Origin of the sequence: Halomonas icarae (genome assembly GCF_009901955.1) — a bacterium.
GTDB lineage: Bacteria > Pseudomonadota > Gammaproteobacteria > Pseudomonadales > Halomonadaceae > Halomonas > Halomonas icarae.
Genome location: NZ_WUTS01000001.1, coordinates 1,708,741 through 1,729,590 on the forward strand (window position 1 = coordinate 1,708,741; position 20,850 = coordinate 1,729,590).

General features: G+C 65.3%; 18 protein-coding genes. 4 read left to right on the plus strand and 14 right to left on the minus strand.

Going from position 1 to position 20,850, the window contains the following annotated elements; genetic code table 11:
- Positions 1 to 76: 76 nt before the first annotated feature.
- The 8 genes from sixA to GRB80_RS07960 all read right to left on the minus strand — a co-directional run bounded on the left by sixA (position 77) and on the right by GRB80_RS07960 (position 8,406).
- Positions 77 to 553 carry a phosphohistidine phosphatase SixA gene (sixA, locus tag GRB80_RS07925; RefSeq protein ID WP_161423177.1) on the minus strand — a complete coding sequence of 159 codons (477 nt, stop codon included), beginning with the start codon at positions 551 to 553 and terminating at the stop codon, positions 77 to 79.
- On the minus strand, positions 546 to 1,637 hold the full coding sequence (locus GRB80_RS07930; protein WP_132043247.1) for an NAD(P)H-dependent glycerol-3-phosphate dehydrogenase: 1,092 nt from the start codon (positions 1,635 to 1,637) through the stop codon (positions 546 to 548). The genes sixA and GRB80_RS07930 overlap by 8 nt, the downstream gene beginning before the upstream one ends.
- Positions 1,638 to 1,754: 117 nt before the next feature.
- Positions 1,755 to 3,197 (minus strand): NAD(P)(+) transhydrogenase (Re/Si-specific) subunit beta, encoded by a 1,443-nt coding sequence (locus GRB80_RS07935; RefSeq protein WP_161423178.1) that lies wholly within the window; start codon positions 3,195 to 3,197, stop codon positions 1,755 to 1,757.
- A gap of 16 nt (positions 3,198 to 3,213) precedes the next feature.
- Positions 3,214 to 4,785: a Re/Si-specific NAD(P)(+) transhydrogenase subunit alpha gene (locus GRB80_RS07940; protein WP_161423179.1), complete on the minus strand. Its 1,572-nt coding sequence runs from the start codon at positions 4,783 to 4,785 to the stop codon at positions 3,214 to 3,216.
- 246 nt (positions 4,786 to 5,031) lie between these two features.
- Positions 5,032 to 6,939 (minus strand): molecular chaperone HtpG, encoded by a 1,908-nt coding sequence (htpG, locus tag GRB80_RS07945; protein WP_161423180.1) that lies wholly within the window; start codon positions 6,937 to 6,939, stop codon positions 5,032 to 5,034.
- A 106-nt stretch (positions 6,940 to 7,045) separates the two neighbouring features.
- Positions 7,046 to 7,516, minus strand: a complete 471-nt coding sequence (locus GRB80_RS07950) for a PaaI family thioesterase (protein WP_132043255.1) — start codon at positions 7,514 to 7,516, stop codon at positions 7,046 to 7,048.
- Positions 7,509 to 8,009 carry a PaaI family thioesterase gene (locus tag GRB80_RS07955; protein WP_132043257.1) on the minus strand — a complete coding sequence of 167 codons (501 nt, stop codon included), beginning with the start codon at positions 8,007 to 8,009 and terminating at the stop codon, positions 7,509 to 7,511. The genes GRB80_RS07950 and GRB80_RS07955 overlap by 8 nt, the downstream gene beginning before the upstream one ends.
- A 52-nt stretch (positions 8,010 to 8,061) precedes the next feature.
- Positions 8,062 to 8,406: a YkvA family protein gene (locus tag GRB80_RS07960; protein ID WP_161423181.1), complete on the minus strand. Its 345-nt coding sequence runs from the start codon at positions 8,404 to 8,406 to the stop codon at positions 8,062 to 8,064.
- A gap of 239 nt (positions 8,407 to 8,645) precedes the next feature.
- On the opposite strand from GRB80_RS07960, the gene GRB80_RS07965 reads away from it, so the two are divergent.
- On the plus strand, positions 8,646 to 10,592 hold the full coding sequence (locus tag GRB80_RS07965; RefSeq protein WP_161423182.1) for a transglycosylase SLT domain-containing protein: 1,947 nt from the start codon (positions 8,646 to 8,648) through the stop codon (positions 10,590 to 10,592).
- Positions 10,593 to 10,694: 102 nt separating this feature from the next.
- Here GRB80_RS07965 and GRB80_RS07970 read toward each other — a convergent pair whose 3' ends face one another.
- Together GRB80_RS07970 and GRB80_RS07975 are read right to left on the minus strand one after the other, a co-directional pair.
- The gene (locus GRB80_RS07970; protein WP_161423183.1) at positions 10,695 to 11,339 is read right to left on the minus strand and encodes a LysE family translocator; all 645 of its coding nucleotides are present in this window, start codon (positions 11,337 to 11,339) and stop codon (positions 10,695 to 10,697) included.
- 10 nt (positions 11,340 to 11,349) lie between these two features.
- Entirely contained in the window at positions 11,350 to 11,766 is a 417-nt protein-coding gene (locus GRB80_RS07975; RefSeq protein ID WP_132043265.1) for an NINE protein, read from the minus strand.
- A gap of 251 nt (positions 11,767 to 12,017) precedes the next feature.
- Here GRB80_RS07975 and GRB80_RS07980 point away from each other — a divergent pair, with 251 nt between their 5' ends.
- The gene (locus tag GRB80_RS07980) at positions 12,018 to 12,224 is read left to right on the plus strand and encodes a cold-shock protein (protein WP_040187864.1); all 207 of its coding nucleotides are present in this window, start codon (positions 12,018 to 12,020) and stop codon (positions 12,222 to 12,224) included.
- 120 nt (positions 12,225 to 12,344) lie between these two features.
- Here GRB80_RS07980 and GRB80_RS07985 read toward each other — a convergent pair whose 3' ends face one another.
- The 3 genes from GRB80_RS07985 to GRB80_RS07995 all read right to left on the minus strand — a co-directional run bounded on the left by GRB80_RS07985 (position 12,345) and on the right by GRB80_RS07995 (position 15,909).
- Positions 12,345 to 13,100 (minus strand): hypothetical protein, encoded by a 756-nt coding sequence (locus tag GRB80_RS07985; protein WP_161423184.1) that lies wholly within the window; start codon positions 13,098 to 13,100, stop codon positions 12,345 to 12,347.
- Positions 13,101 to 13,257: 157 nt separating this feature from the next.
- The gene (locus tag GRB80_RS07990) at positions 13,258 to 15,300 is read right to left on the minus strand and encodes a M48 family metallopeptidase (protein ID WP_161423185.1); all 2,043 of its coding nucleotides are present in this window, start codon (positions 15,298 to 15,300) and stop codon (positions 13,258 to 13,260) included.
- 12 nt (positions 15,301 to 15,312) lie between these two features.
- Positions 15,313 to 15,909: a LemA family protein gene (locus GRB80_RS07995; protein ID WP_161423186.1), complete on the minus strand. Its 597-nt coding sequence runs from the start codon at positions 15,907 to 15,909 to the stop codon at positions 15,313 to 15,315.
- 216 nt (positions 15,910 to 16,125) lie between these two features.
- On the opposite strand from GRB80_RS07995, the gene GRB80_RS08000 reads away from it, so the two are divergent.
- Positions 16,126 to 17,724 carry a cation:proton antiporter family protein gene (locus GRB80_RS08000; protein WP_202597186.1) on the plus strand — a complete coding sequence of 533 codons (1,599 nt, stop codon included), beginning with the start codon at positions 16,126 to 16,128 and terminating at the stop codon, positions 17,722 to 17,724.
- Between the two features lie 80 nt (positions 17,725 to 17,804).
- The gene (locus GRB80_RS08005; RefSeq protein WP_161423187.1) at positions 17,805 to 18,092 is read left to right on the plus strand and encodes a hypothetical protein; all 288 of its coding nucleotides are present in this window, start codon (positions 17,805 to 17,807) and stop codon (positions 18,090 to 18,092) included.
- 61 nt (positions 18,093 to 18,153) lie between these two features.
- Here GRB80_RS08005 and pepN read toward each other — a convergent pair whose 3' ends face one another.
- Positions 18,154 to 20,787, minus strand: a complete 2,634-nt coding sequence (gene pepN / locus GRB80_RS08010; protein WP_161423188.1) for an aminopeptidase N — start codon at positions 20,785 to 20,787, stop codon at positions 18,154 to 18,156.
- Positions 20,788 to 20,850: the final 63 nt, after the last annotated feature.

Below are 20,850 nucleotides of genomic sequence, written 5' to 3' on the forward strand. Positions count from 1 at the left end.
AGGGCTCCATCGCTGGGAGCTGGCTTCTCGGAAAGCCCCCAGCTCCCCTCGCGTTCTGCCAAGCCCTGCCCCCAACTCAGCCCAGTTCGCCCGGCGTGACAAACCTTGCCAGCCGCGCACACCCTGCCGCCCAGACATCGGCCTCAAGCTCGGCCACGGCGGCGGTGGGGAAGCCCAGGCCGCCATCCTCGCGCCCCTCCACGAGCACGCCGGCCAGCGCCCCCACCAGCGGCATATGGCTGACCAGCATCAGCGGCCGCCCCTGGGGCAGCTCGAGCAGCCAGTCGGCCACCGCGTGGGGTGAGTCATCCGGCGTGATGATCGACAGGGTCTCGACCTCGACACCCAGCGACTCCCCCAACACCGCGGCGCTCTGGCGGGCGCGCCGATAGGGGCTGGCCAGCAGGCGCAGGCCCGCCAGGTCGTCGCGGCGACTTAGCCACTGCGCCACGCGCCGCACCTGCTGCAGCCCCCGAGGGGTCAGTTCGCGCTCGGCGTCGGGACTCCCTGGCCCCGCCTCGCCGTGGCGCATGACCAGCAGCCGCTCAGCCATGTTCACCACTCCCCGCATCACGTTTCGGTCCACTCTGCTCGCGGTGGGCGCGCTGTACATCCTCCCGGGCCAGCACGAACTCCACGTCGCTGCTCTGCTCACCCAGCATCAACAGTCGCGCCATCTCCTGGGCCGGCACTCCCTTGAACAGTACCTGATAGAGCCCCTCGGCCAGCGGCATGTAGATCCCTTCCTCCCGGGCCTTGTCGCGCACCAGGCGTACGCTGTTGACCCCTTCGGCTACCTGCCCCAGGGCCTCCACCGCCTGGTCCAGGCTGCGTCCCTCGCCCAGGGCGTAGCCGACTCGGTAGTTGCGCGACAGCTGCGATGAACAGGTGACAATCAGATCCCCCACCCCGGCCAGCCCCAGGAAGGTCATGGGGTTGGCGCCCTGGGAGACGGCGAAGCGGCTCATCTCGGCCAGCGCCCGGGTCATCAGCATGCTGCGCGTGTTCTCGCCCATGCCCAGGGCCGCGGCCATGCCGGCGGCGATGGCGTAGAGGTTCTTCAGTGCCCCACCCAGCTCAACGCCATAACGGTCGTTGCTGGCATAGACCCGGAAGTAGTCACAGCCAAGCGCCGCCTGTACCCGGGTACGGGTCTCGGGATCATCGCTGGCGATCACCGTGGCGGTGAGCTGCTTGTCGGCCACCTCGGAGGCGAGATTGGGCCCCGAGATCACCCCGATATGGGGGAAACCAGTCTCCTCCTCGAGAATCTGGCTCATCAGCTTGAAGCCCTCTTCCTGGATCCCCTTGGTGGTGCTGACCAGGATCTGATCGGGGCTCAGATGCGTGCGTGCCTGTCGCACCACCTCGCCGAATGCCTTGGAGGGAATCGCCACCAGCACCAGGCCGGCGCCCGGCAGCACCTCGGCCATCTCGGTGGAGGCCACCACCGCTGGATTGATGGCATAGCCGGGCAGGTAGCGTCCGTTGACATGCTCTTGGTTGATCTGCTCGGCTAGCGCCGGGTCGCGCAGCCATTGACGCACCTCGGCCCCATTGTCGGCGGCGATGCTGGCCAGGGCGGTGCCGAAGCTGCCCCCCCCGAGCACCGCCACCCGCATGCGTTCTTCTGCCATGATGCACTCCGCAGGAGTTGATTGAGTGGGGGGATTGTAGCGAAAAAGACGCCCGGACCGTGACCGGTCCGGGCGTCTCGGGATGCGGCCCAAGACGGGCCGCGGAGGGGGAACGTGTCAGTCAACCAGATGCAGCAGCGAGTCGATGCTCTCACGCGCATCGCCGTAGAACATCCGGGTGTTCTCCTTGAAGAACAGCGGGTTCTCGATACCGGAATAGCCGGTACCCTGGCCACGCTTGCTGACGAACACCTGCTTGGCCTCCCACACCTTGAGCACCGGCATGCCGGCGATGGGGCTGTTGGGATCCTCTTCGGCGGCCGGATTGACGATATCGTTGGAGCCGATGACGATCACCACATCGGTGGAGGCGAAGTCATCGTTGATCTCGTCCATCTCCAGCACGATGTCATAGGGCACCTTGGCCTCGGCCAGCAGCACGTTCATGTGCCCGGGCAGGCGGCCTGCCACCGGGTGGATACCGAAGCGGACACTCTTGCCCGCGGCGCGCAGCTTGCGGGTCAGCTCGCTCACCGCATTCTGGGCCTGGGCCACCGCCATGCCGTAGCCCGGCACGATGATCACGCTGTCGGCATCGTTGAGCGCACTGGCCACGCCGCCCGCGTCGATGGCGACCTGCTCGCCCTCGATCTCCGCCGCCGGCCCCTGGGTACCACCGAAGCCGCCGAGGATGACATTGAGGAAGTTGCGGTTCATCGCCTTGCACATGATGTACGACAGGATGGCACCGGAGGAGCCCACCAGGGCACCGGTGACGATCAGCAGGTCGTTGGAGAGCGTGAAGCCGATGGCCGCCGCGGCCCAGCCGGAGTAGCTGTTGAGCATCGATACCACCACCGGCATATCGGCACCGCCGATGCCCATGATTAGGTGGTAGCCGATGAAGAACGCCAGGGCGGCGATCAGCAGCAGGGTCCAGAAGCCGGCACCGTTGAGGTAGAGGATGGCGAGCAGCAGCGAGAGCGCCGCGGCGCCGGCATTGAGCATATGGCCGCCGGGCAGCTGCCGCGGCTTGCCGTCGATCTTGCCAGCCAGCTTGCCGAAGGCGATGATCGAGCCGGTGAAGGTCACCGCACCGATAAACACGCCCAGCACGACCTCGATCTGCAGGAACATCAGCTCGTCCGGCGCCTTGGTGGCCACCAGGCCGGCAAAGGCCGAGAACTGGTCGGTGCTCGCCTCGATGGCGCGAGCCGCCAGCACACGGCGGCGCTCCAGGTCGGCGCTCCAGCCGACGAACACCGCGGCCAGACCGACGAAGCTATGCAGCGCCGCCACCAGCTGCGGCATCTCGGTCATGTCGACCTTCTTGGCCACATAGACACCGATGCCGGCGCCGATGACCATCATCGGAATCATCCAGCCATAGGCGCCGACCCCCGGCCCGAAGGCGGTAAAGAACACCGCCACGGCCATGCCGACGATGCCGTACCACACCGCCCGCTTGGCCTTCTCCTGATTGCTCAACCCTCCCAGGGAGAGGATGAACAGCACACTTGCCGCGATCGCCGCGGCAGACACGAATCCTTGACTCAGCATGGGTTGTCTCCGCGGATCACGATTTCTGGAACATGGCCAGCATCCGGCGTGTCACCAGGAAGCCGCCCACGATATTGATGGTCGCCACCAGCACCGAGATGGCCGCCATCAGCGTCACCAGCCCGCTACCCGAACCGATCTGCAGCAGCGCCCCCAGGATGATGATCCCGGAGATGGCATTGGTCACCGCCATCAGCGGTGTATGCAACGAGTGGCTGACGCCCCAGATCACCTGGAAGCCCACGAAGCAGGCCAGCGCGAAGACGATGAAGTGCTGCATGAAGGAGGCCGGTGCCACCTGGCCGAGCAGCAGCATCAGCGCTCCCCCGACGCCCAACAGTGTCACCTGACGCTTGGTCTGCGCCTTGAAGGCAGCATGTTCGGCGGCCTTCTTCTCCTCCGGCGTCGGCTCCTTCTCCTTGGGCTTGGGCTTGGCCGCGGCGATCGCCTTCACCTTGGGCGGCGGAGGCGGGAAGGTGACTTCACTGGCGTGAACCACCGTCGCACCACGGATGACATCATCCTCCATGTCATGATGGATCTGACCATCCTTCTCGGGGGTCAGATCGGTCAGCATATGGCGGATATTGGTGGCATAGAGCAGCGACGACTGGGTCGCCATGCGTGACGGGAAGTCGGTATAGCCGACCACCGTCACTCCGTTGTCGGAGACCACTTTCTCGTCGGCCCGGGTCAGGTCGCAGTTGCCGCCCTTCTCCGCGGCCAGGTCGATGACTACCGAGCCCGGCTTCATGGCCTGGACCATATCCTCCAGCCACAGCTTGGGCGCGGGCCTCCCGGGGATCAGTGCCGTGGTGATGACGATATCGATGTCGGGGGCTTGCTCGCGGAAGCACTCGAGCTGCTTCTCGCGGAACTCAGGGCTTGAAGGCGCCGCGTAGCCGCCCGTCTCGGAGCCATCCTGGCTCTCGTCGAAGTCGAGAAACAGGAACTCGGCGCCCATGGATTCGATCTGCTCGGCGACCTCGGGACGCACGTCGAAGGCGCGCACCACGGCCCCCAGGCTGGTGGCCGTGCCGATGGCAGCCAGACCCGCCACCCCGGCGCCGATCACCAGCACCTTGGCCGGCGGCACCTTGCCGGCGGCCGTCACCTGACCGGTGAAGAAGCGCCCGAAGTTGTTGCCCGCCTCGATTACCGCACGATAGCCGGCGATATTGGCCATCGACGATAGGGCGTCCATCTTCTGGGCCCGCGAGATACGCGGCACCATGTCCATGGCCACCACGGTGGCGCCCTGGGCGCGACACTTCTCGAGCAGCGCCTCGTTCTGGGCCGGCCAGAAGAAGCTGATCAGGGTCTGGCCCTCGCGCAGGCGCTCGGCCTCCGTCTCCTCGGGCTCACGGACCTTGATCACCACCTCGGCCTCGCTCCACAGCGCATCGGCACCGTCGACCACGGTGACGCCGGCATTGCGATAGGCCTCGTCATCGAAGCCGGCGGCCACGCCGGCGCCGCTCTCGATCAGGCAGTCGTGTCCAAGCTTCTGGATGAACTTCGCGCTGTCAGGGGTCAGCGCGACGCGCGCCTCGCCCTTGGCGAGCTCCCTGGGTGCACCAATCTTCACGTTGGATCTCCCGGTTGGTTATTGAATTCGTGCATAGGTCAGGCTTTTTATTCATACCGTACAATGCCGCATTGCACAACCGTCGATTCAACGTCGAAGGCAAGGAGTAACGCAGCATCGGAGTGACAATTGGAGAAGTGCCACGCTGACCGGAAACAGACGAAAAGGCAAGTACCCAACAGCGGTGTCCAACGCAAGCAGGCCGCCCGGAGGCGGCCTGCAGATTGGTCATTCAATGCAGAGGAATCAGGCGCTCAGCAGGGCATTGAGGCGCTTGACGTAAGCGGCGGGGTCGTCGAGATGCCCCCCCTCGGCAATGATCGCCTGGTCGAGCAGGATGCGCGCCAGGTCCTCGAAGCCGTCGCCCTCGACGCCCTCAAGGCGGGCCACCAGGGCATGCTCGGGGTTGAGCTCGAGGATCGGCTTGACCTCGGGCATCGCCTGGCCGGCGGCCTCCATGATGCGACGCATCTGGAAGCCCATCTCGTGCTCGGGCAGCACCACACATGCCGGCGAGTCGGTCAGGCGATGGGTCACCTTGACCTCCTGGACCTCGTCGCCCAGTGCCTCCTTGACACGCTTGACCAGGTCCTCCTTGGCCTTGGCGGTCTCCTCCTGAGCCTTCTTCTCCTCCTCGTCCTCGATCTCGCCGAGGTCGAGCTCGCCCTTGGCGACGTCGACGAAGGCCTTGCCCTCGAACTCGGTGAGGTGGCTCATCAGCCACTCGTCGATGCGGTCGTGGAGCAGCAGCACCTCGATGCCCTTCTTGCGGAAGATCTCCAGGTGCGGGCTGTTCTTCGCCGCATTGAAGCCATCGGCGACGATGTAGTAGATCTTCTCCTGGCCCTCCTTCATGCGCGACACGTAGTCGGCCAGCGACTGGTCCTGGGTGGCGCTGTCGGTGTGGGTGGTGGAGAAGCGCAGCAGGCCGGCGATCTTCTCGCGGTTGGCGAAGTCCTCCGCCGGGCCCTCCTTGAGCACGCTGCCGAAGGTGTTCCAGAAGGTCTGGTAGGCATCACTGTGCTTGGTCAGCTTCTTGAGCATGTCCAGGGAGCGCTTGGTCAGCGCGCTCTTGATCTTGTCGACCTGCGGGTCCTGCTGCAGCAGCTCCCGGGAGACGTTGAGCGACAGGTCGCGGGTGTCCAGCACGCCCTTGATGAAGCGCAGGTAGAGCGGCAGGAACTGTTCGGCGTCGTCCATGATGAAGACGCGCTGCACATAGAGCTTCACCCCGCGGGCGCCGTCGCGCTCGTAGAGGTCGAAGGGCGCGCGGCCCGGCACGTAGAGTAGACTGGTGTACTCGAGCTTGCCCTCGACCTTGTTATGGCTCCAGGTCAGCGGGTCGCTGAAGTCGTGAGCGACGTGCTTGTAGAAGGCCTTGTACTCGTCGTCGGTGAGCTCGCTCTTGGGGCGCACCCACAGGGCGGTGGCCTCGTTGACGGTCTCCCAGCTGACAGTCTCGCTGCCCTCGATGTCGTTGCCGTCCTCGTCCTTGGCCGTCTCGACCTTGGGCATCCGCACCGGCACTTCGATGTGGTCGGAGTACTTGCGCACCAGGCTCTGCAGGCGGAAGTCGTCGGCAAACTCAGCGGCGTCCTCCTTGAGGTGCAGCACGATTTCGGTGCCGTGGGTCTCGCGCTCGACGTCGGCGACAGTGAACTCGCCTTCGCCCCTGGAGCGCCACTCGACGCCTTCACCCTGTTCGGTGCCCGCCTTGCGGGTGCGCACCGTGACCTCGTCAGCGACGATAAAGCCGGAGTAGAAGCCGACGCCGAACTGGCCGATCAGCCGGGCGTCCTTCTGCTGCTCACCGGAGAGCTGCTTGAGGAACTCCGCGGTGCCGCTTCTGGCGATGGTGCCGAGGTTCGCGATCACCTCGTCGCGACTCATGCCGATGCCGTTGTCGCGCACGGTGACGGTGCGCGCCTCGGCGTCGTGCTCGATCTCGATGCGCAGCTCGCTGTCGCCTTCGTAGAGGGCATCGTTGTCCAGGGCCGCATAGCGCAACTTGTCGCAGGCGTCGGCGGCATTGGAGATAAGCTCGCGCAGGAAGATCTCCCGGTTGGAATACAGGGAGTGGATCATCAGGTGCAGCAGCTGCTTCACCTCGGTCTGGAAGCCAAGGGTCTCTTCATGTTGCGTGGCAGTGGTCATGTGGCGTGAACCCCCTCTTTCGACATGACGACGGTGGACGGGCCACCGACTCGGAACTGGCAATCGATATGGGGTTTCCGCAGGGGTTTTCAAGCCCCTGGGTGGCTCACGCCTGCCCTCCTTCGGGATCATCCAGCACAAAGTGCAGCCTGGCGGTGGCCACCGGTGTGGCTTCCTCCTTCTGCCAGGCACTGACCGTGACATTGGCCAGGCGTCGCCCCTCGCGCAGCAGCGAACAGCGCGCATGGGTCGGCACCAGCCGGGCGGTACGCAGATAGTCGATGGAGATATCGACGATGCGCGGCAAGCGCGGCTCACGGGTGGCCAGCATCAGGTCCAGGGTCGCCGCGGTCTCCATAAAGGCCGCCACCACACCACCATGCAATGCCGGCAGCATCACGTTGCCGACATTGCCCGCGCGAGGGTCGAGACGGAACAGCAGGCCATCCCCCTTAGGGTCCGGAGACGTCGTGACGCCGATGCGCCGCGCATAGGGCATCAGCTCGAGCCAGGCCGACAGATCACCCGCGTCACGGGTCCTGGTCAGCCACTCCACTCCATGAATGCCTTCAGGCATGGTCGTCCTCCTCCTGGGCAAACAGCGCCTCGGCAAATGCCGGCGGGGTGTTGCGCGACCCCAGCCGCACGAAGTTGCCGACGGCACGCGCCACTTCTCCCTCGGCCGACTGCCAGACGCGCCCCTCGGTGAATACCACCGAGGCGGTAACTCGCACGACCCGGGCCTCCACCAGCAGGTCCTGGCCGGCCACCGCCGGGCGGAAGTGATCGATGCGCAGATCGAGGGTCGGGCAGACCTCCGGCGCCGGCAATGCCGGCAGGACCGCCGAGCCACAGGCGGTGTCCAGCAGCATGGTCAGTACTCCCCCATGGACCAGCCCGCGTCTGCTGTCGCCCAGCAGCTCCGCGTGCCAGGGCAGGCGCATGCGAGTGAGCCGTGGCGAGGCCTCGAGCACCTCGAGGCCCAGCTCACGCGTATGGGGGATCACGTTGACGAAACGGGTCAGGGCACGCCGCCAGTCGGCGGCGTCGGGACGGGAGTCGGCGTGCATGGGGGCTCGGCTTGGCGTGTTGTGATAAACAGCTGGCAATCAAACGATCGTATCAAACTCCGCTGGAGTTATCCTTGCTCCTGTCAACGCTCTCCTCCCGCCAGGCACGATAGGGACCCAGGGCACTATCCACCCGGGTCAGCAACCAGCCGACGATCACCGCATCATCGAGCACGCCCACCAGCACCAGAAAATCGGGAATCAGATCCAGAGGCGAGATCAGGTAGACCAGCGCCGCCAGCATCCACAGGATGGCCATCCAAGGCACCGGACGATAGCGGCCACGCAGCACATCGCCGAGCATCGGCACGAACAGTCGCAGGGCCCGGGTAATCTGGCCGATCACACGGGAACGCCCGCGCAGCCGGGTCTTCAACTTGTCGCCCTTGCCTGCCATGGGCCTCTCCTTGCCATTTGCGAAAAAAAGTCATATGCGCAAAAAGGTCATGTGTGCGAATAAGGTCATGCGCGCGAGCGCGTGACCAGGTCGTACGCGAGAATAGAACGCCACGATAAGCGATTCGATGAGACGACGACAGCCTCGACGACGCTGTCGTGGTCGGGCGACACTATCCCCTAATCATCTCATCGGCGACGATGGGGGTTTACACTCGAATCGACGCTGGAGGGTTCCCCATGTCGTTGCGCCTCTCCGTACCCTGGCGTGCCCTGGCCGCCGCCACCCTGTGCTGCCTGCCGCTGCTGGGGCAGGCCGACGACCGCAGCATGCGCGAGGCCCTGCAGGCCGCCCGAGCCGGTGACTGGCAGCGGGTCGACGAAGCCGCCATTGCCGATCATGAACTGGCCGGTTACGTGACCTATCACCGCCTGCGCGACCTCCTGCCCGATGTGGCACCCCGGAGTGTACTCGACTTTATCGAGCGTCACGCCGACTCGCCCCTCGCCGAGTGGATGCGCGGCCAGGCGATCGATCGCTACGGCCGGGCCGGGCGCCATGCAGATCTGCTCCAGGTCGCCGCCAGAGAGCCCGAGGGCACCGCTCGGCGCTGTCACTACTACACCGCCCTGCTCGACCGCGCCCCCGCCATGGCGGCCGCAGGAGGTCGCCGGCTCTGGCGAGTCGGGCGCTCCCAGCCCGAGGCCTGCGACACTCTCTTCGACACCCTGAGACGCCGCGGCGAGATCGGCGAGGAGCAGATCTGGGAGCGCCAGATGCTCGCCTGGCAGGCCGGGCAGAGTGGCCTTGTAAGCTATCTGAGGGGCCTGCTGGGCAGTCGCTGGCACTCCGCCCAGCAGGCCATGGCTCGCGTCCAGGCGGACCCCGACGCGATTACCCAAATATCCGACTGCCTGGGTCCCGAGTGCCGCGGCAGCGGCCCCTTCTTCGCTGCCGCCATGCATGACCATGTGCGCGCCGACACCGCAGCAGCTCTTGAGGCGTGGCGCAGGATTGCCCCAGGCTTGAGAATCGCGGCCGAGCATCGTCAGACGATCGAGCATGACCTGATCTTCTACTCCCTGGTCCGGGACGTACGCTCCAATCGCGCCTGGGTGGATGCCACCCTTCCCCAGCTCGCCTCACCGGACCTGCTCGAGCTTCGGGTACGCACGGCCCTGGCCGATCGCGACTGGCGTGGCGTGCTCGACTGGATCCAGCGCATGCCCGAAGCCACCCGCGGGGACGAACGCTGGCAGTATTGGCGGGCACGCGCCCTTGAGCAGCTGGGTGACAAGGCCGCCGCCGAGCGCGCCTATGCCGTCGCCGCCGAGGAGCGCAGCTTCTATGGCTTTGCCGCCGCCGACCGGCTGGGGCGGCCCTATGCGCTCAATATGGAGCGCAACCAGATCGACGCCGCCTACCGAGACCGGGTGTCGCGCTGGCCGGCCGTAAGGCGTACCGAAGCCCTGCTACGCATCAACGAGCCGGGACTCGCCGCCAGCGAATGGTACGCCGCGGTGCGCCGTGCCTCTCCACAGGATGCTCGAGCGCTGGGCGACTACGCCCGCCGGCGAGGCTGGCATGCCAAGCTGGTTCAGACCACCATCGTCGGCCAGCTATGGGATGCCCTAGAGTGGCGCTTCCCCGAGGCTTATCGAGAGGACTTCCTGACATGGGGTCGTCGTACCGGAGTCGACCCCTACCTACTGATGGGCATTGCCCGACGCGAGAGCGCCTACAATCCCGAGGCGGTATCGCCGGCCGGCGCTCGCGGGCTGATGCAGGTGATGCCGGCCACTGCCACCCAGTTGGCTCGCCAGCTGGGCATCGCCGACCCGGGCTCCTATGGTGTCCTCGACCCCCAGACCAACATCCGTCTGGGCAGCACCTATATTCGCGATATGCTCGAACGCTACCGTGGCAATCGACTGGCCGCCACGGCGGCCTACAACGCCGGCCCCGGCCGCGTGGACCGCTGGCTACAGAGCAGCGCGACAGAGGCCTTCGACCTGTTCGTCGAAGGCATTCCGTTTCGCGAGACGCGCCACTATGTGCAGGCGGTGCTGACCTACCGGGCAATCTTCGAAAGCCTGGCCAACGGGGGCAGCAGCGAGGGTGTCTCGATGCTCACCCCCGCCGAGAAGCGGGTGCGCTACGACGGCTCGCTGCTAGCCCGGCAGTAAGCTGGAAGTCAGCATGTGACCTCCAGTACCCGCGTCAAGCTTTTCTTACAGCTTCAAGCTTAAGCCCGCGAAGCGGGCGTTCTTCCAGCTTAACGTCCGGCCTTAGCCGGGCTGGCGCTCCAGCGCCAGCCTGATGCCGAAGAGGATCAATACCGAGCCAGTCAGCCCGTTGAGCCAGCGTGCGAAGAGGAGGCTGGCCAGCCACCGACCTGCCCCACCCACCATCAAGGCCACCCCGATCTGCCACAGGTTGGCGATCACGAAGTGGACGCCCGCCAGGAACAGCGACTTGGCCAGTGCCGGGTCGCCCGGGGCGATGAACTGCGGCAGGAAGGCCATATAGAAGACCACGGTCTTGGGGTTGAGCACATTGGAGAGCAGCCCCTCGCGCAGGGGCTTCCAGGCCGGAAGCACACGCCGCTCGGCGCTCACCCCGGCCACCGGCAGCCCCTGGCCGCGCCGTGCCGCCAGAAGCGCCTGAGCCCCCAGCCAGACCAGATAGATGGCCCCGGCCAGCTTGAGCACACCGTAGGCCCAGGCCGACTGCAACAGGATCAGCGAGATTCCCAGGGCCGAGACGGCGGCGTGCACGAAGAGACCGCAGCAGATCGCCAGGCTGGTGAGCACCCCATCTCGCACTCCGCCACGCGCGGTGTTGCGGATCACCAGCAGGGTATCCACTCCGGGGGTGATCGAGAGCAGGGTGATGGCCACCAGGAAGGGCCAGAACTGGGCATCGATCCACATGATGGCTGGCCTACTCCGCGCGGCGAGCGTGGCGCATGGAGATCTGGTCGTTGAGGGTCCAGAAGTCGTAGAGCACCCCCAGCCCGAACAGACCGAAGGTCAGCAGATAGACGATGCCGCTCAGCCACTTGCCTTGATAGAAACGATGCAGGCCGAAGACACCGAGGAAGGTGAGCAGCAACCAGGCGAGCGAGTAGTTGATGGGCCCCGAAGTGAAGCGCAGGTCCGCCTGACGGTCCATGGCGGGAATCAGGAAGAGATCGATGAGCCAGCCGATGCCGAGCAGGCCAAGGGTGAAGAACCAGATGGTACCGGTCACCGGCTTGCCATAGTAGAAGCGGTGGGCACCGAGGAAGCCGAACAGCCACAGCAGGTAGCCGAGCAGCATGCTGTGGGTGTCGCGGGAGGTAAGGGGCTGGGCGGTCATGGCGCTCTCGAATCTGGTGGGAGAGTGGCTCCGGGCGTGCTGGACGCCTCGGGGGTTTCCAACTAGAGTGATCTTGCGGGCTCGACATAGTCTCCCTGCGTCACACAGCGTGCGCAAGCCTTGTCGGGGCACCGCAATCGATGCACTGGCAGGCGAACGGTCGACATGACCGTCCCCGCCGGGCACCGCGGCAAGAGGCGATCCACGCGCTCGCGCCGGCAACACTATCCGTATGTTAAGGAAATTGATAAATGGCAACTGGCACTGTCAAGTGGTTCAACGACACCAAGGGCTACGGCTTCATCTCCCCGGACGACGGTGGCGATGACCTGTTCGCGCACTTCTCCGAGATTCAGGCTGAAGGCTTCAAGTCCCTGCAGGATGGCCAGAAGGTTACCTTCGAGGTGACTCAGGGCAAGAAGGGCCTTCAGGCCTCCAATATTCGCGCCGCTGACTAAGCGTCGACTCGACGGAACGGCATCGCCGAACCAACGAGCAAGGCCCACCGTTCGGTGGGCCTTGCTCGTTGGTGATGGTGAAATTGCCTTTGGGCAGCAGCATGTCGAATGGACCGCCCGCTACTCCTGGCGGGTTTCTTCGGCGGGTGCCGACACTTCGCTGTCCACCGGCTCGCCGTCGAAGCCATCGAATTCGGGAACTTCCCGCTCTATCTCCTCGAACTGCTGCTCCAGTTCCCGCTGCGCCTCCTCGAAGCGGCGCTCCTGCTCCTCGATGATCGCATCGATGTCCGACCTGGCGGCTTCCTCGCCGGCCAGCGGGTCCTCACCGAGGGAGGCGTCGATATCGATACTACTCTCGATGTCGCCATCCGCCATGGGCTCGGGTGTCCCCCTTTCCTGCTCGGCTTGCTGGAATTGCTCGTCGATGCGCCGCTGGGCCTCCTCAAAACGCCGCTCATTCTCCTCGATGATGGCATCGACATCCTCACGCGTCGCCTCTCCAGGCAGGGCGGCGCCGCCCTCCAGAGGCGTGGAGGGTGACTCGGCAAGGGTCTCGGTGTCGGCGGAAACCGCCGCATCGTCAGGGGTCTCCTCGGCTGTGCCAGACTCATCCGGCGCCGCCGGCTCCTCACCCTGGCCCGCAGTGGACGCCCCCTCCTGATTCAGCTCATCCGGGACTGGCGCTTCCTCCGTCTCTCCCGAAGCTTCCATGCCATCTGTCTCGTCGACGGCCGGGGCCGTTTCGCTCTCGACGTCCTGCGCCGGCCGGGACGCATCGGCATCGGGCGCCTGCTCATCACCGTCACCGCAACCGGCCAGGCCCAGCGTCAACAGCATGGCCAGCAGGGCCGGTTTCCAGAGTGTGGGGTTCATCCAACGTCTCCATCACGAAAAGGCCACATTGCAGCAGAGCGCCCCACTCCTCGCAAGACGACTGAAACCACAATGATGGCGAATACGAGTCGTTGGCCCATTGCCTCGAGGTGGCGCCAGGGACACCCACTTCAGGCAACGGCGACTGTTGCTCTCTTCACCTCTTATAACACTCTCTTCCAACACCTTCTTCTTCTCTCACTCTCGCCTCCCCCCCGCTCCCATCACCTCCTACCCTGATCTCCCCATCACCGAGGCTCCCCAGTGGCAGTGGAACCCCCAGCGTCCAGGCCACCGCACGCAGCAGCTCGGCTTCCTCCGGGTCGACCCGGCCATCCTGCTCCACGCAGCAGACCATGGCGGCAAGCAGAGGGCCACGCTCCTGGTTGCGCAGCCGCGCCAGGCGGCCCAGCGCCCAGTCCAGCTCCCGGGGATTGGCAGGCTCGCTGACCAGATCCAACGCCACGCCCAGCACCGCAGCGACTCGTTCCAGTGCCGCCCGGGCCGCATCGGGATCGGGGTGGCCAGCCAAGGCCAGCGTCGACAGCAGCCGCGACAACGGTCCGGCCAGGTCGGCAAGGCGCCGATCCCGCAGGGCTCGCCGCTCACCCTCCAGACCCGCCCTTACCAGCCGATGCAGCGCCCACTGCAGTGCCTCCGGAGCCTGCTCGGCACTCATCAGCCCATCCAGACAGGTGCGAAAGCGCGCCCCCTGAGCGGGGTTCAATGCGCGCAGCGCGGGCAACGAAAGCTCGATCAGCGGCAGTCGGTCACCGGCGGAGAGACTCGCCAGTGGCTCGGCCTGGGCGTCAAGCTCAGTCAATACCTCGGGTAGTGCCTGGCGCTGGAGTAGCTCACGCTGGGCATCACGACTCTTCGGGTCGACCCCCATCAGGATGGCATAGACCAGCGCACGGGCCCCGAAGGGGTCATGGGCCGACTCCATCAACCGCTTGTCGATGCCCGCCAGGCGGCGGCGAGCGCTGGCCAGTGCCTTATTGTCGAGACGGCCGACACTGGCCACGGCGGCGGCGGCAACGCCGGTTCCGGCAGTGGTCTCCTCATTTACCACCTTGCTCGCCTCTCCGCTCGCCCCTGCGCTCACTGCCTCACTCACGGCGCTTATGGACGGCGCCACAGATGGCCTCCGTTGCGAGGCGTGCTGACGCGGGGTCGGCGCGAAGGGCTCGGGCAAGCGACCGTCCCAGCGTGGCAGCACGCGGCGAATGCGCGTCTCAAGCGGAGGATGTGTTGAGGTCCATCGGCTCAGGCTACGTACGCCGCTACCGAAGTAGAGATGGCTGAACTCGGCGGCATTGGCCGCCAGCAGGCGCGAGCCGAGCCGATAGGCGGCCAGGGTCTGGAGCGCACCGCCGATGCCCTCGGGATTGCGGGTGTATTGCACGGCGCTGGCGTCGGCCAGGAACTCGCGCTGGCGACTCACCGCGGCCTTGATCAGATTGCCGCACAGGGTGCCGGCATACCCCACCACCATCAGCGCCACTCCCAAGCCCAGCAGCGCCACATGCCCGCCGCCTCGGCGCGAGTCTCGCCGCTGCCCCCCGGCCATGCTCCGCAGCAGAAAGCGCCCTGCCAGGCCGATCACCAGGATCCCATGCAGCAAGGTCACCAGGCGCAGGTTGAGCCGCATGTCGCCATGCAGGATATGACTGAACTCGTGGGCGATGACGCCCTGCAGCTGGTCGCGATCGAGATGCTCGATGGCGCCACGCGTGATGCCGATGACGGCATCGTTAGGATCATGACCGGCGGCGAAGGCATTGATGGCATCGTCATCCAGCAGATAGACCGGCGGCACCGGCAGTCCCGAGGCGATGGCCATCTCCTCCACCACGTGAAGCAGGCGGCGCTCACCCGCATCGCGGGTGTCCAGTGCCAGTGGCCGCCCGCCCAGCGCCTCGGCCACCGCATAGCCGCCCACGCGCAGCTGCAGATGACGCACCAGGCCTCCGAGGATCACCACCGTCATCACTCCGCCGGCCACCATGGCGAGAAGGCGCGGTTCGAGCGCCGCCGTCAGCGGATCGCCGGTATGCATTCCCGTCGTATCCAGCATGACCACCGCCAGCGACACCAGCATGCAGGTCAATGCCACCAGCGCCACGACGGCGAGCAGAAGCAGCAGGACAAGTCGTCCGGAGAGACGCCGGGCGCGATCCTGTGCCGAAAAGAAGTCCATGCGCCCCCCCGCTCAGAAGCTGATGCGCGGGGCGGTCTGGATCTCGGCGCTGTCCTCGAACTCGAGCAGTGCAGCATCCTGCTTGTGGCCGAAGGAAGCCGCCAGGACAACCGGGGGGAAGCTCTGCTTGTAGGTGTTGTACTGCATGACGGCATCGTTGAACGCCTGGCGGGCAAAGGCGACACGGTTCTCGGTGCTCGTCAGGGTCTCGGAGAGCTGCTGCATGTTCTCCGAGGCCTTGAGATCGGGATAGGCCTCCATCACCACATTGAGACGGCCAAGAGCGGCTCCCAGCGCTCCCTCGGCTCCGGCCAGCTCGGCCATGGCGGCGGCGTTGCCGGGGGCAGCGGCGGCGTGCTTCAGGCCAACCTCTGCGGCATTGCGGGCCTCGGTCACCGCAGCCAGTGTCTCACGCTCGTGGCTCATGTAGGCCCGGGCTGTCTCCACCAGGTTGGGGATCAGGTCATGGCGCCGCTTGAGCTGTACCTCGATCTGGGCGAAGGCATTCTGGAAGCGGTTCTTCAACGCCATCAGGCGATTGTAGATGCTGACGGCATAGATCAGCAGGGCAGCCAGCAGCACGACTGGCAGGATCATCGAGAGGTCCATGGCATCCTCGAGTGGCGAACAGGGAGTGGGGTAGCACCGCTTACCGGCGCCCTGCTGCTACCTTAACCGCTGCCGGGGCCGTTGACGATTTCTCTCACCCAGCGCTTTCGGCGGCGGACAGGCCGCATCACTCGACCCCGCCACGAAGTCGTGCCATTCCTCGACCGTCTTCCGTAGACTATCGTCAACGCGTGATTGAACGAACACGGAGCGTGCATGATCGAACCGGCCTTTCTTCTCGCCGCCTTCCTGGGCGGCTTTGCTGCCCTGGCCATCCGGCTACCACCGCTGGTGGGTTTCCTTGCCGCCGGCTTCGTGCTCAACGCGATAGGCTACGACAAGACCCCCTTGCTCACGCTGGTCTCCGAGGTCGGCGTCACCTTGCTGCTGTTCACCATCGGCCTGAAGCTCGACGTTCGCACCCTGCTGCGCCGTGAAGTCTGGGGCGGGACCAGCCTGCACATGATCGGCTCATCGCTGCTGTTCTGCGGGTTGCTGGTCGGGCTCAAGGGGCTCGGCCTGTCGCTGCTGGCCGATAGTCAGTGGCATACGCTGCTGCTCCTGGGCTTCGCCTTCTCCTTCTCCAGTACGGTCTTCGTGATCAAGGTACTGGAGAAGCGCAGCGAGACGCAGACCGCCTATGGCCGACTGGCCATCGGTGTGCTGATCATGCAGGACATCTTCGCCGTGCTGTTCATCACCGCCTCAACCGGCAAGCTGCCGAGCCCCTGGGCGCTGGGTCTGGTGCTGCTGATTCCACTGGCCCCCTTGCTGCGCCAGTTGCTGGATCGACTGGGCCACGGCGAGATGCAGATCCTGTTCGGCATGCTGCTGGCCCTGGTACTGGGTTATGCGCTGTTCGAGGCGCTGGGCGTCAAGGGGGATCTCGGCGCGCTGATTATCGGCCTGCTGCTGGCTCCCCACCCAGCCGCCCAGACCCTTTCGCGCTCGATGTTCAATATCAAGGAGTTGCTGCTGGTCGGCTTCTTCCTGAGCATCGGCCTCACCGCCATGCCGAACGCCAGCCACGTCCAGATGGCGCTGCTGCTGGTCGCTCTGTTGCCACTCAAGAGTCTGCTCTATCTGCTGGTGTTCATGCGCTTTCCGATGCGTAACCGCACCGCGGTCCTGGCCACCCTGAGCCTCTCCAACTACTCCGAGTTCGGGTTGATCGTCGGAGCCATCGCGGTATCAGGCGGCCTGCTCGACGAAAACTGGCTGGTCGTCATCTCGCTGGCGGTCGCCCTCAGCTTCGGTCTCTCCTCAATGCTCAACGCCGTCAGCGAGGGCATCTACCGCTGGCTGGAGCCGCGCCTGCCCGAGCGTGACCCAAGCCAGTTGTATCTCAGCGACCGGCCCATCGAGGTCGGTGATGCCGAAGCGGTAGTGCTGGGCATGGGCCGGATCGGGCGCAGCGTCTATCGCCGCCTGCAGAAGCAGTATGGCCTGCGTGTACTCGGCATCGACAGCAACCCGGCCAGCGTCAAGATGCTGGTCGAGCGTGGGTTCAACATCGTTGAGGGCGATGCCCTGGACTCCGACTTCTGGGACAAGCTGCTGATGTCTCCCGACGTGCGCATGGTGGTGCTGTCGATGCCTCACCATGCCGGTAATCTCTTCGCCCTCAAGCAGCTGCGCTCACGCCAGTTCGATGGCAGGATCACCGCCGTGGTCGAGTTCCCCGAGGAGATCGAACCCATTCGTGAGCTGGGCGCCAGCGCCGTCTTTCATGTTTATGACAAGGCCGGCCGGGCCCTGGCGGACAGCGCCGCCGAGGAGTCGGGGATCGAGCCGATCTCAAGCCAGCTTGGATGAGACACCATGCATGCCGTTGATGACAACCGTCGCCGGCATGCTACCTTTGGCACCTTACCGAACCACGGGGGAACCTGAACATGGAAGAGTTCTTCGCCTGGATCGGCCGCACCCTCGGCGAAGTCATCCGCTTCGTCGTCGACCTGCTGACCGGTTTCTTCGCCAACCTCGGCGCCTCCGCAAGGAGCTTCCTGCAGGAACTGGCCGGCTCGCTTGGAATCTCCACATCGATCGTCAGTCTGCTGATCCTGGTGGTGGGCCTGTGGATGCTGTGGAAGGCCTTCCGTGCCCTGACCCGCCGGGCCATCGTCGCCACTCTGGTCTGGCTATTGCTGAGCTTCGCCGTGTTGAGCTGGCTGATTTACTGACTCCCTGCAACGTAAAAGCGCCGCCCTGAAGGGCGGCGCTTTCCGTTAGTGATGCGAAACGTCAGGCCAGGGCCTTTTCCACCACCTCATAGACGTTGGGCGAGAGCTTCTCGGCACGGATGCGCTCGAGCTCCCCCTTCATCAATGCCTGACGCTGCTCGTCGAAGCGCGCCCAACGTGTCAGCGGGATAATCAGGCGAGCCGCGATCTCCGGGTTCAGACGATCTAGCTCGATCACGGTGTCGGTCAACAGGCGATAGCCCTCCCCGTCCAGGCGATGGAAATTGATGCGATTCTGGCCGACGAAGGTGCCGATCAGGGCACGCACCTTGTTGGGGTTCTTCAGCGAGAAGGCGGGGTGCTCCATCAGGAAGCGGACGCGCTCCAGCACGTCGGGCTGTGGGCGCCCGACCTGGATGGCGAACCACTGATCCATCACCAGCGGATCATGCGCCCAGCGCTCACCGAAGGCCTTGAGCGCCGGCTCGCTGAGCTCATCGCGGCTGCTGTGAGTCAGCAGGGTCAGTGCATGACGCACATCGGTCATGTTGTGATCGGCCTCGAATTGCTCACGGGCCAGCACCATGCCCTCCTCGTCCTCGATCGCCATCAGGTAGGCAAGCGCCACGTTCTTCAGGCTGCGTCGGGCGATCTGCTCGGGTGTCGGCGCATAGGGTTCATCGAGCTGGTTCTCGCGGTAGACGCGCAGGAAGTCGTCGCGCAGGGAAGCCGCCAGCCCCTGGCGCATGAACTCCCGCGCCGCATGGATGGCGTCGACATCCACCAGCGGCTGCTGCTCGGCGATATAGGCCTCGCTGGGCAGGACAAGCATCTCGGCCAGCACCGCACGATCCTCGGGCTCCCCCTCGAGCAACCCGCGGAAGGCCTCGACGACCCGCGAATCCATCACCTTCTCGACCCCGTTGCGGTGGGCGGCGATCAGGTCGTCCAGGGCCAGCATGGCCAGGCGTTGACCGGCCTCCCAGCGGTTGAAGCCATCCGAGTCGTTGGCCAGCAGGAAGGCCAGATCCTCGCGGCCATAAGGGAATCGCAGCTTCACCGGCGCCGAGAAGCCGCGCAGCAGCGACGGCACCGGGGCCTCTGAGACATCGGTGAACACGAGCTCCTGCTCCGCCTCGCACAGGTGGATGACGGCGTCACTGCCAAGCGCTTCACCATCCAGTGTCAGCGGCAGGTCACGGCCGCTCTTGGTACCCACCAGCCCCAGACGGATCGGAATATGCAGCGGCAGCTTGTGGGGCTGGCCGGGGGTGGCTGGCGTGCGCTGGCGCAGAATCAGTCGATACTCGCATTTGGCATAGTCATACTCGCCGAAGGCGTCGATCTCCGGCGTACCGGCCTGGGAGTACCAGCGCATGAACTGGGAGAGATCCAGGCCCGAGGCTTCGGCCATGCACTCCACGAAGTCCTCGATGGTCACCGCCTGGCCATCGAACCGCTCGAAGTAGCGATCACTGCCCCGGCGGAAGGCCTCCTCGCCCACCAGGTTGGCCAGCATGCGCACCACCTCGGCGCCCTTCTCGTAGATGGTCAGGGTGTAGAAGTTGCCGATCTCGATATAGTGATCGGGGCGCACCGGGTGCGCGGTAGGCCCGGCATCCTCGGCGAACTGGGCGGTGCGGAAGAAGGCAACATCCTCGATGCGCTTGACCGCCGGGGAGTTGGTATCGGCCGAGAAGCACTGATCACGGAATACCGTGAAACCCTCCTTGAGAGAGAGCTGGAACCAGTCGCGGCAGGTCACCCGGTTGCCCGACCAGTTATGGAAGTACTCATGGGCGACGATGCTCTCGACCCGCTGGAAGGCGGTATCGGTGGCGGTCTGAGAATGGGTCAGCACCGCCGCGGAGTTGAAGATATTGAGCCCCTTGTTCTCCATGGCGCCCATATTGAAGTCATTGACCGCCACGATCATGAACAGGTCGAGGTCATACTCGCGACCATAGGCCTGTTCGTCCCAGCGCATGGCGCGCTTGAGCGAGGCCATGGCATGGTCGGTCTTGTCGAGGTTCTCCTCCTCGACCCAGATCTGCAGAGCCACCTCGCGGCCACTCATGGTGGTGAAGTCATCCTCGACCTTCTTCAGGTCGCCGGCCACCAGGGCGAACAGATAGCTGGGCTTGGGATGGGGGTCCTGCCAGGTGACGAAATGCCGGCCACCCGGCAGGCTACCCCGCTCCGCCGCATTGCCGTTGGAGAGCAGTACCGGCTCACGCTCGTCATCACCGATCACGGTAGTGGAGAAGGTCGCCATGACATCCGGGCGATCCGGATAGTAGGTAATTCGCCGGAAGCCTTCAGCCTCGCACTGGGTGCAGTACATGCCATTCGAGAGATAGAGCCCCTCCAGGGCGGTATTGGCCTCGGGGGCGATCTCCACCTCGGTATCCAGGAGAAAGGCCTCGGGCACTCGGTGCACCGTCAGGCTGCTGTCGCCCACCGCATACTCGTCAGCCTCCAACGGCTCGCCATCGACGGCAATCGCCTTGAGGACGAGGCCTTCGCCATCGAGTACCAGCGGCTCGCCCGCCTCACGCTCCGGATGGCGCTCCAGATGCAGGCGCGCCTTGACTCGCGTGGCACCGGGGTCGAGATCAAAGGTGAGGTCGGTATGGGTAACGCGGTAGGCCGGGGGGCGGTAGTCGCTCAGGTAGGTCGCCTGGGGGTCGGACATGCGTGATGCTCCTGTCGAGAATTGCGACCATTGTACGGCGCCTCGCCCGCCGAGCTCAAAGCA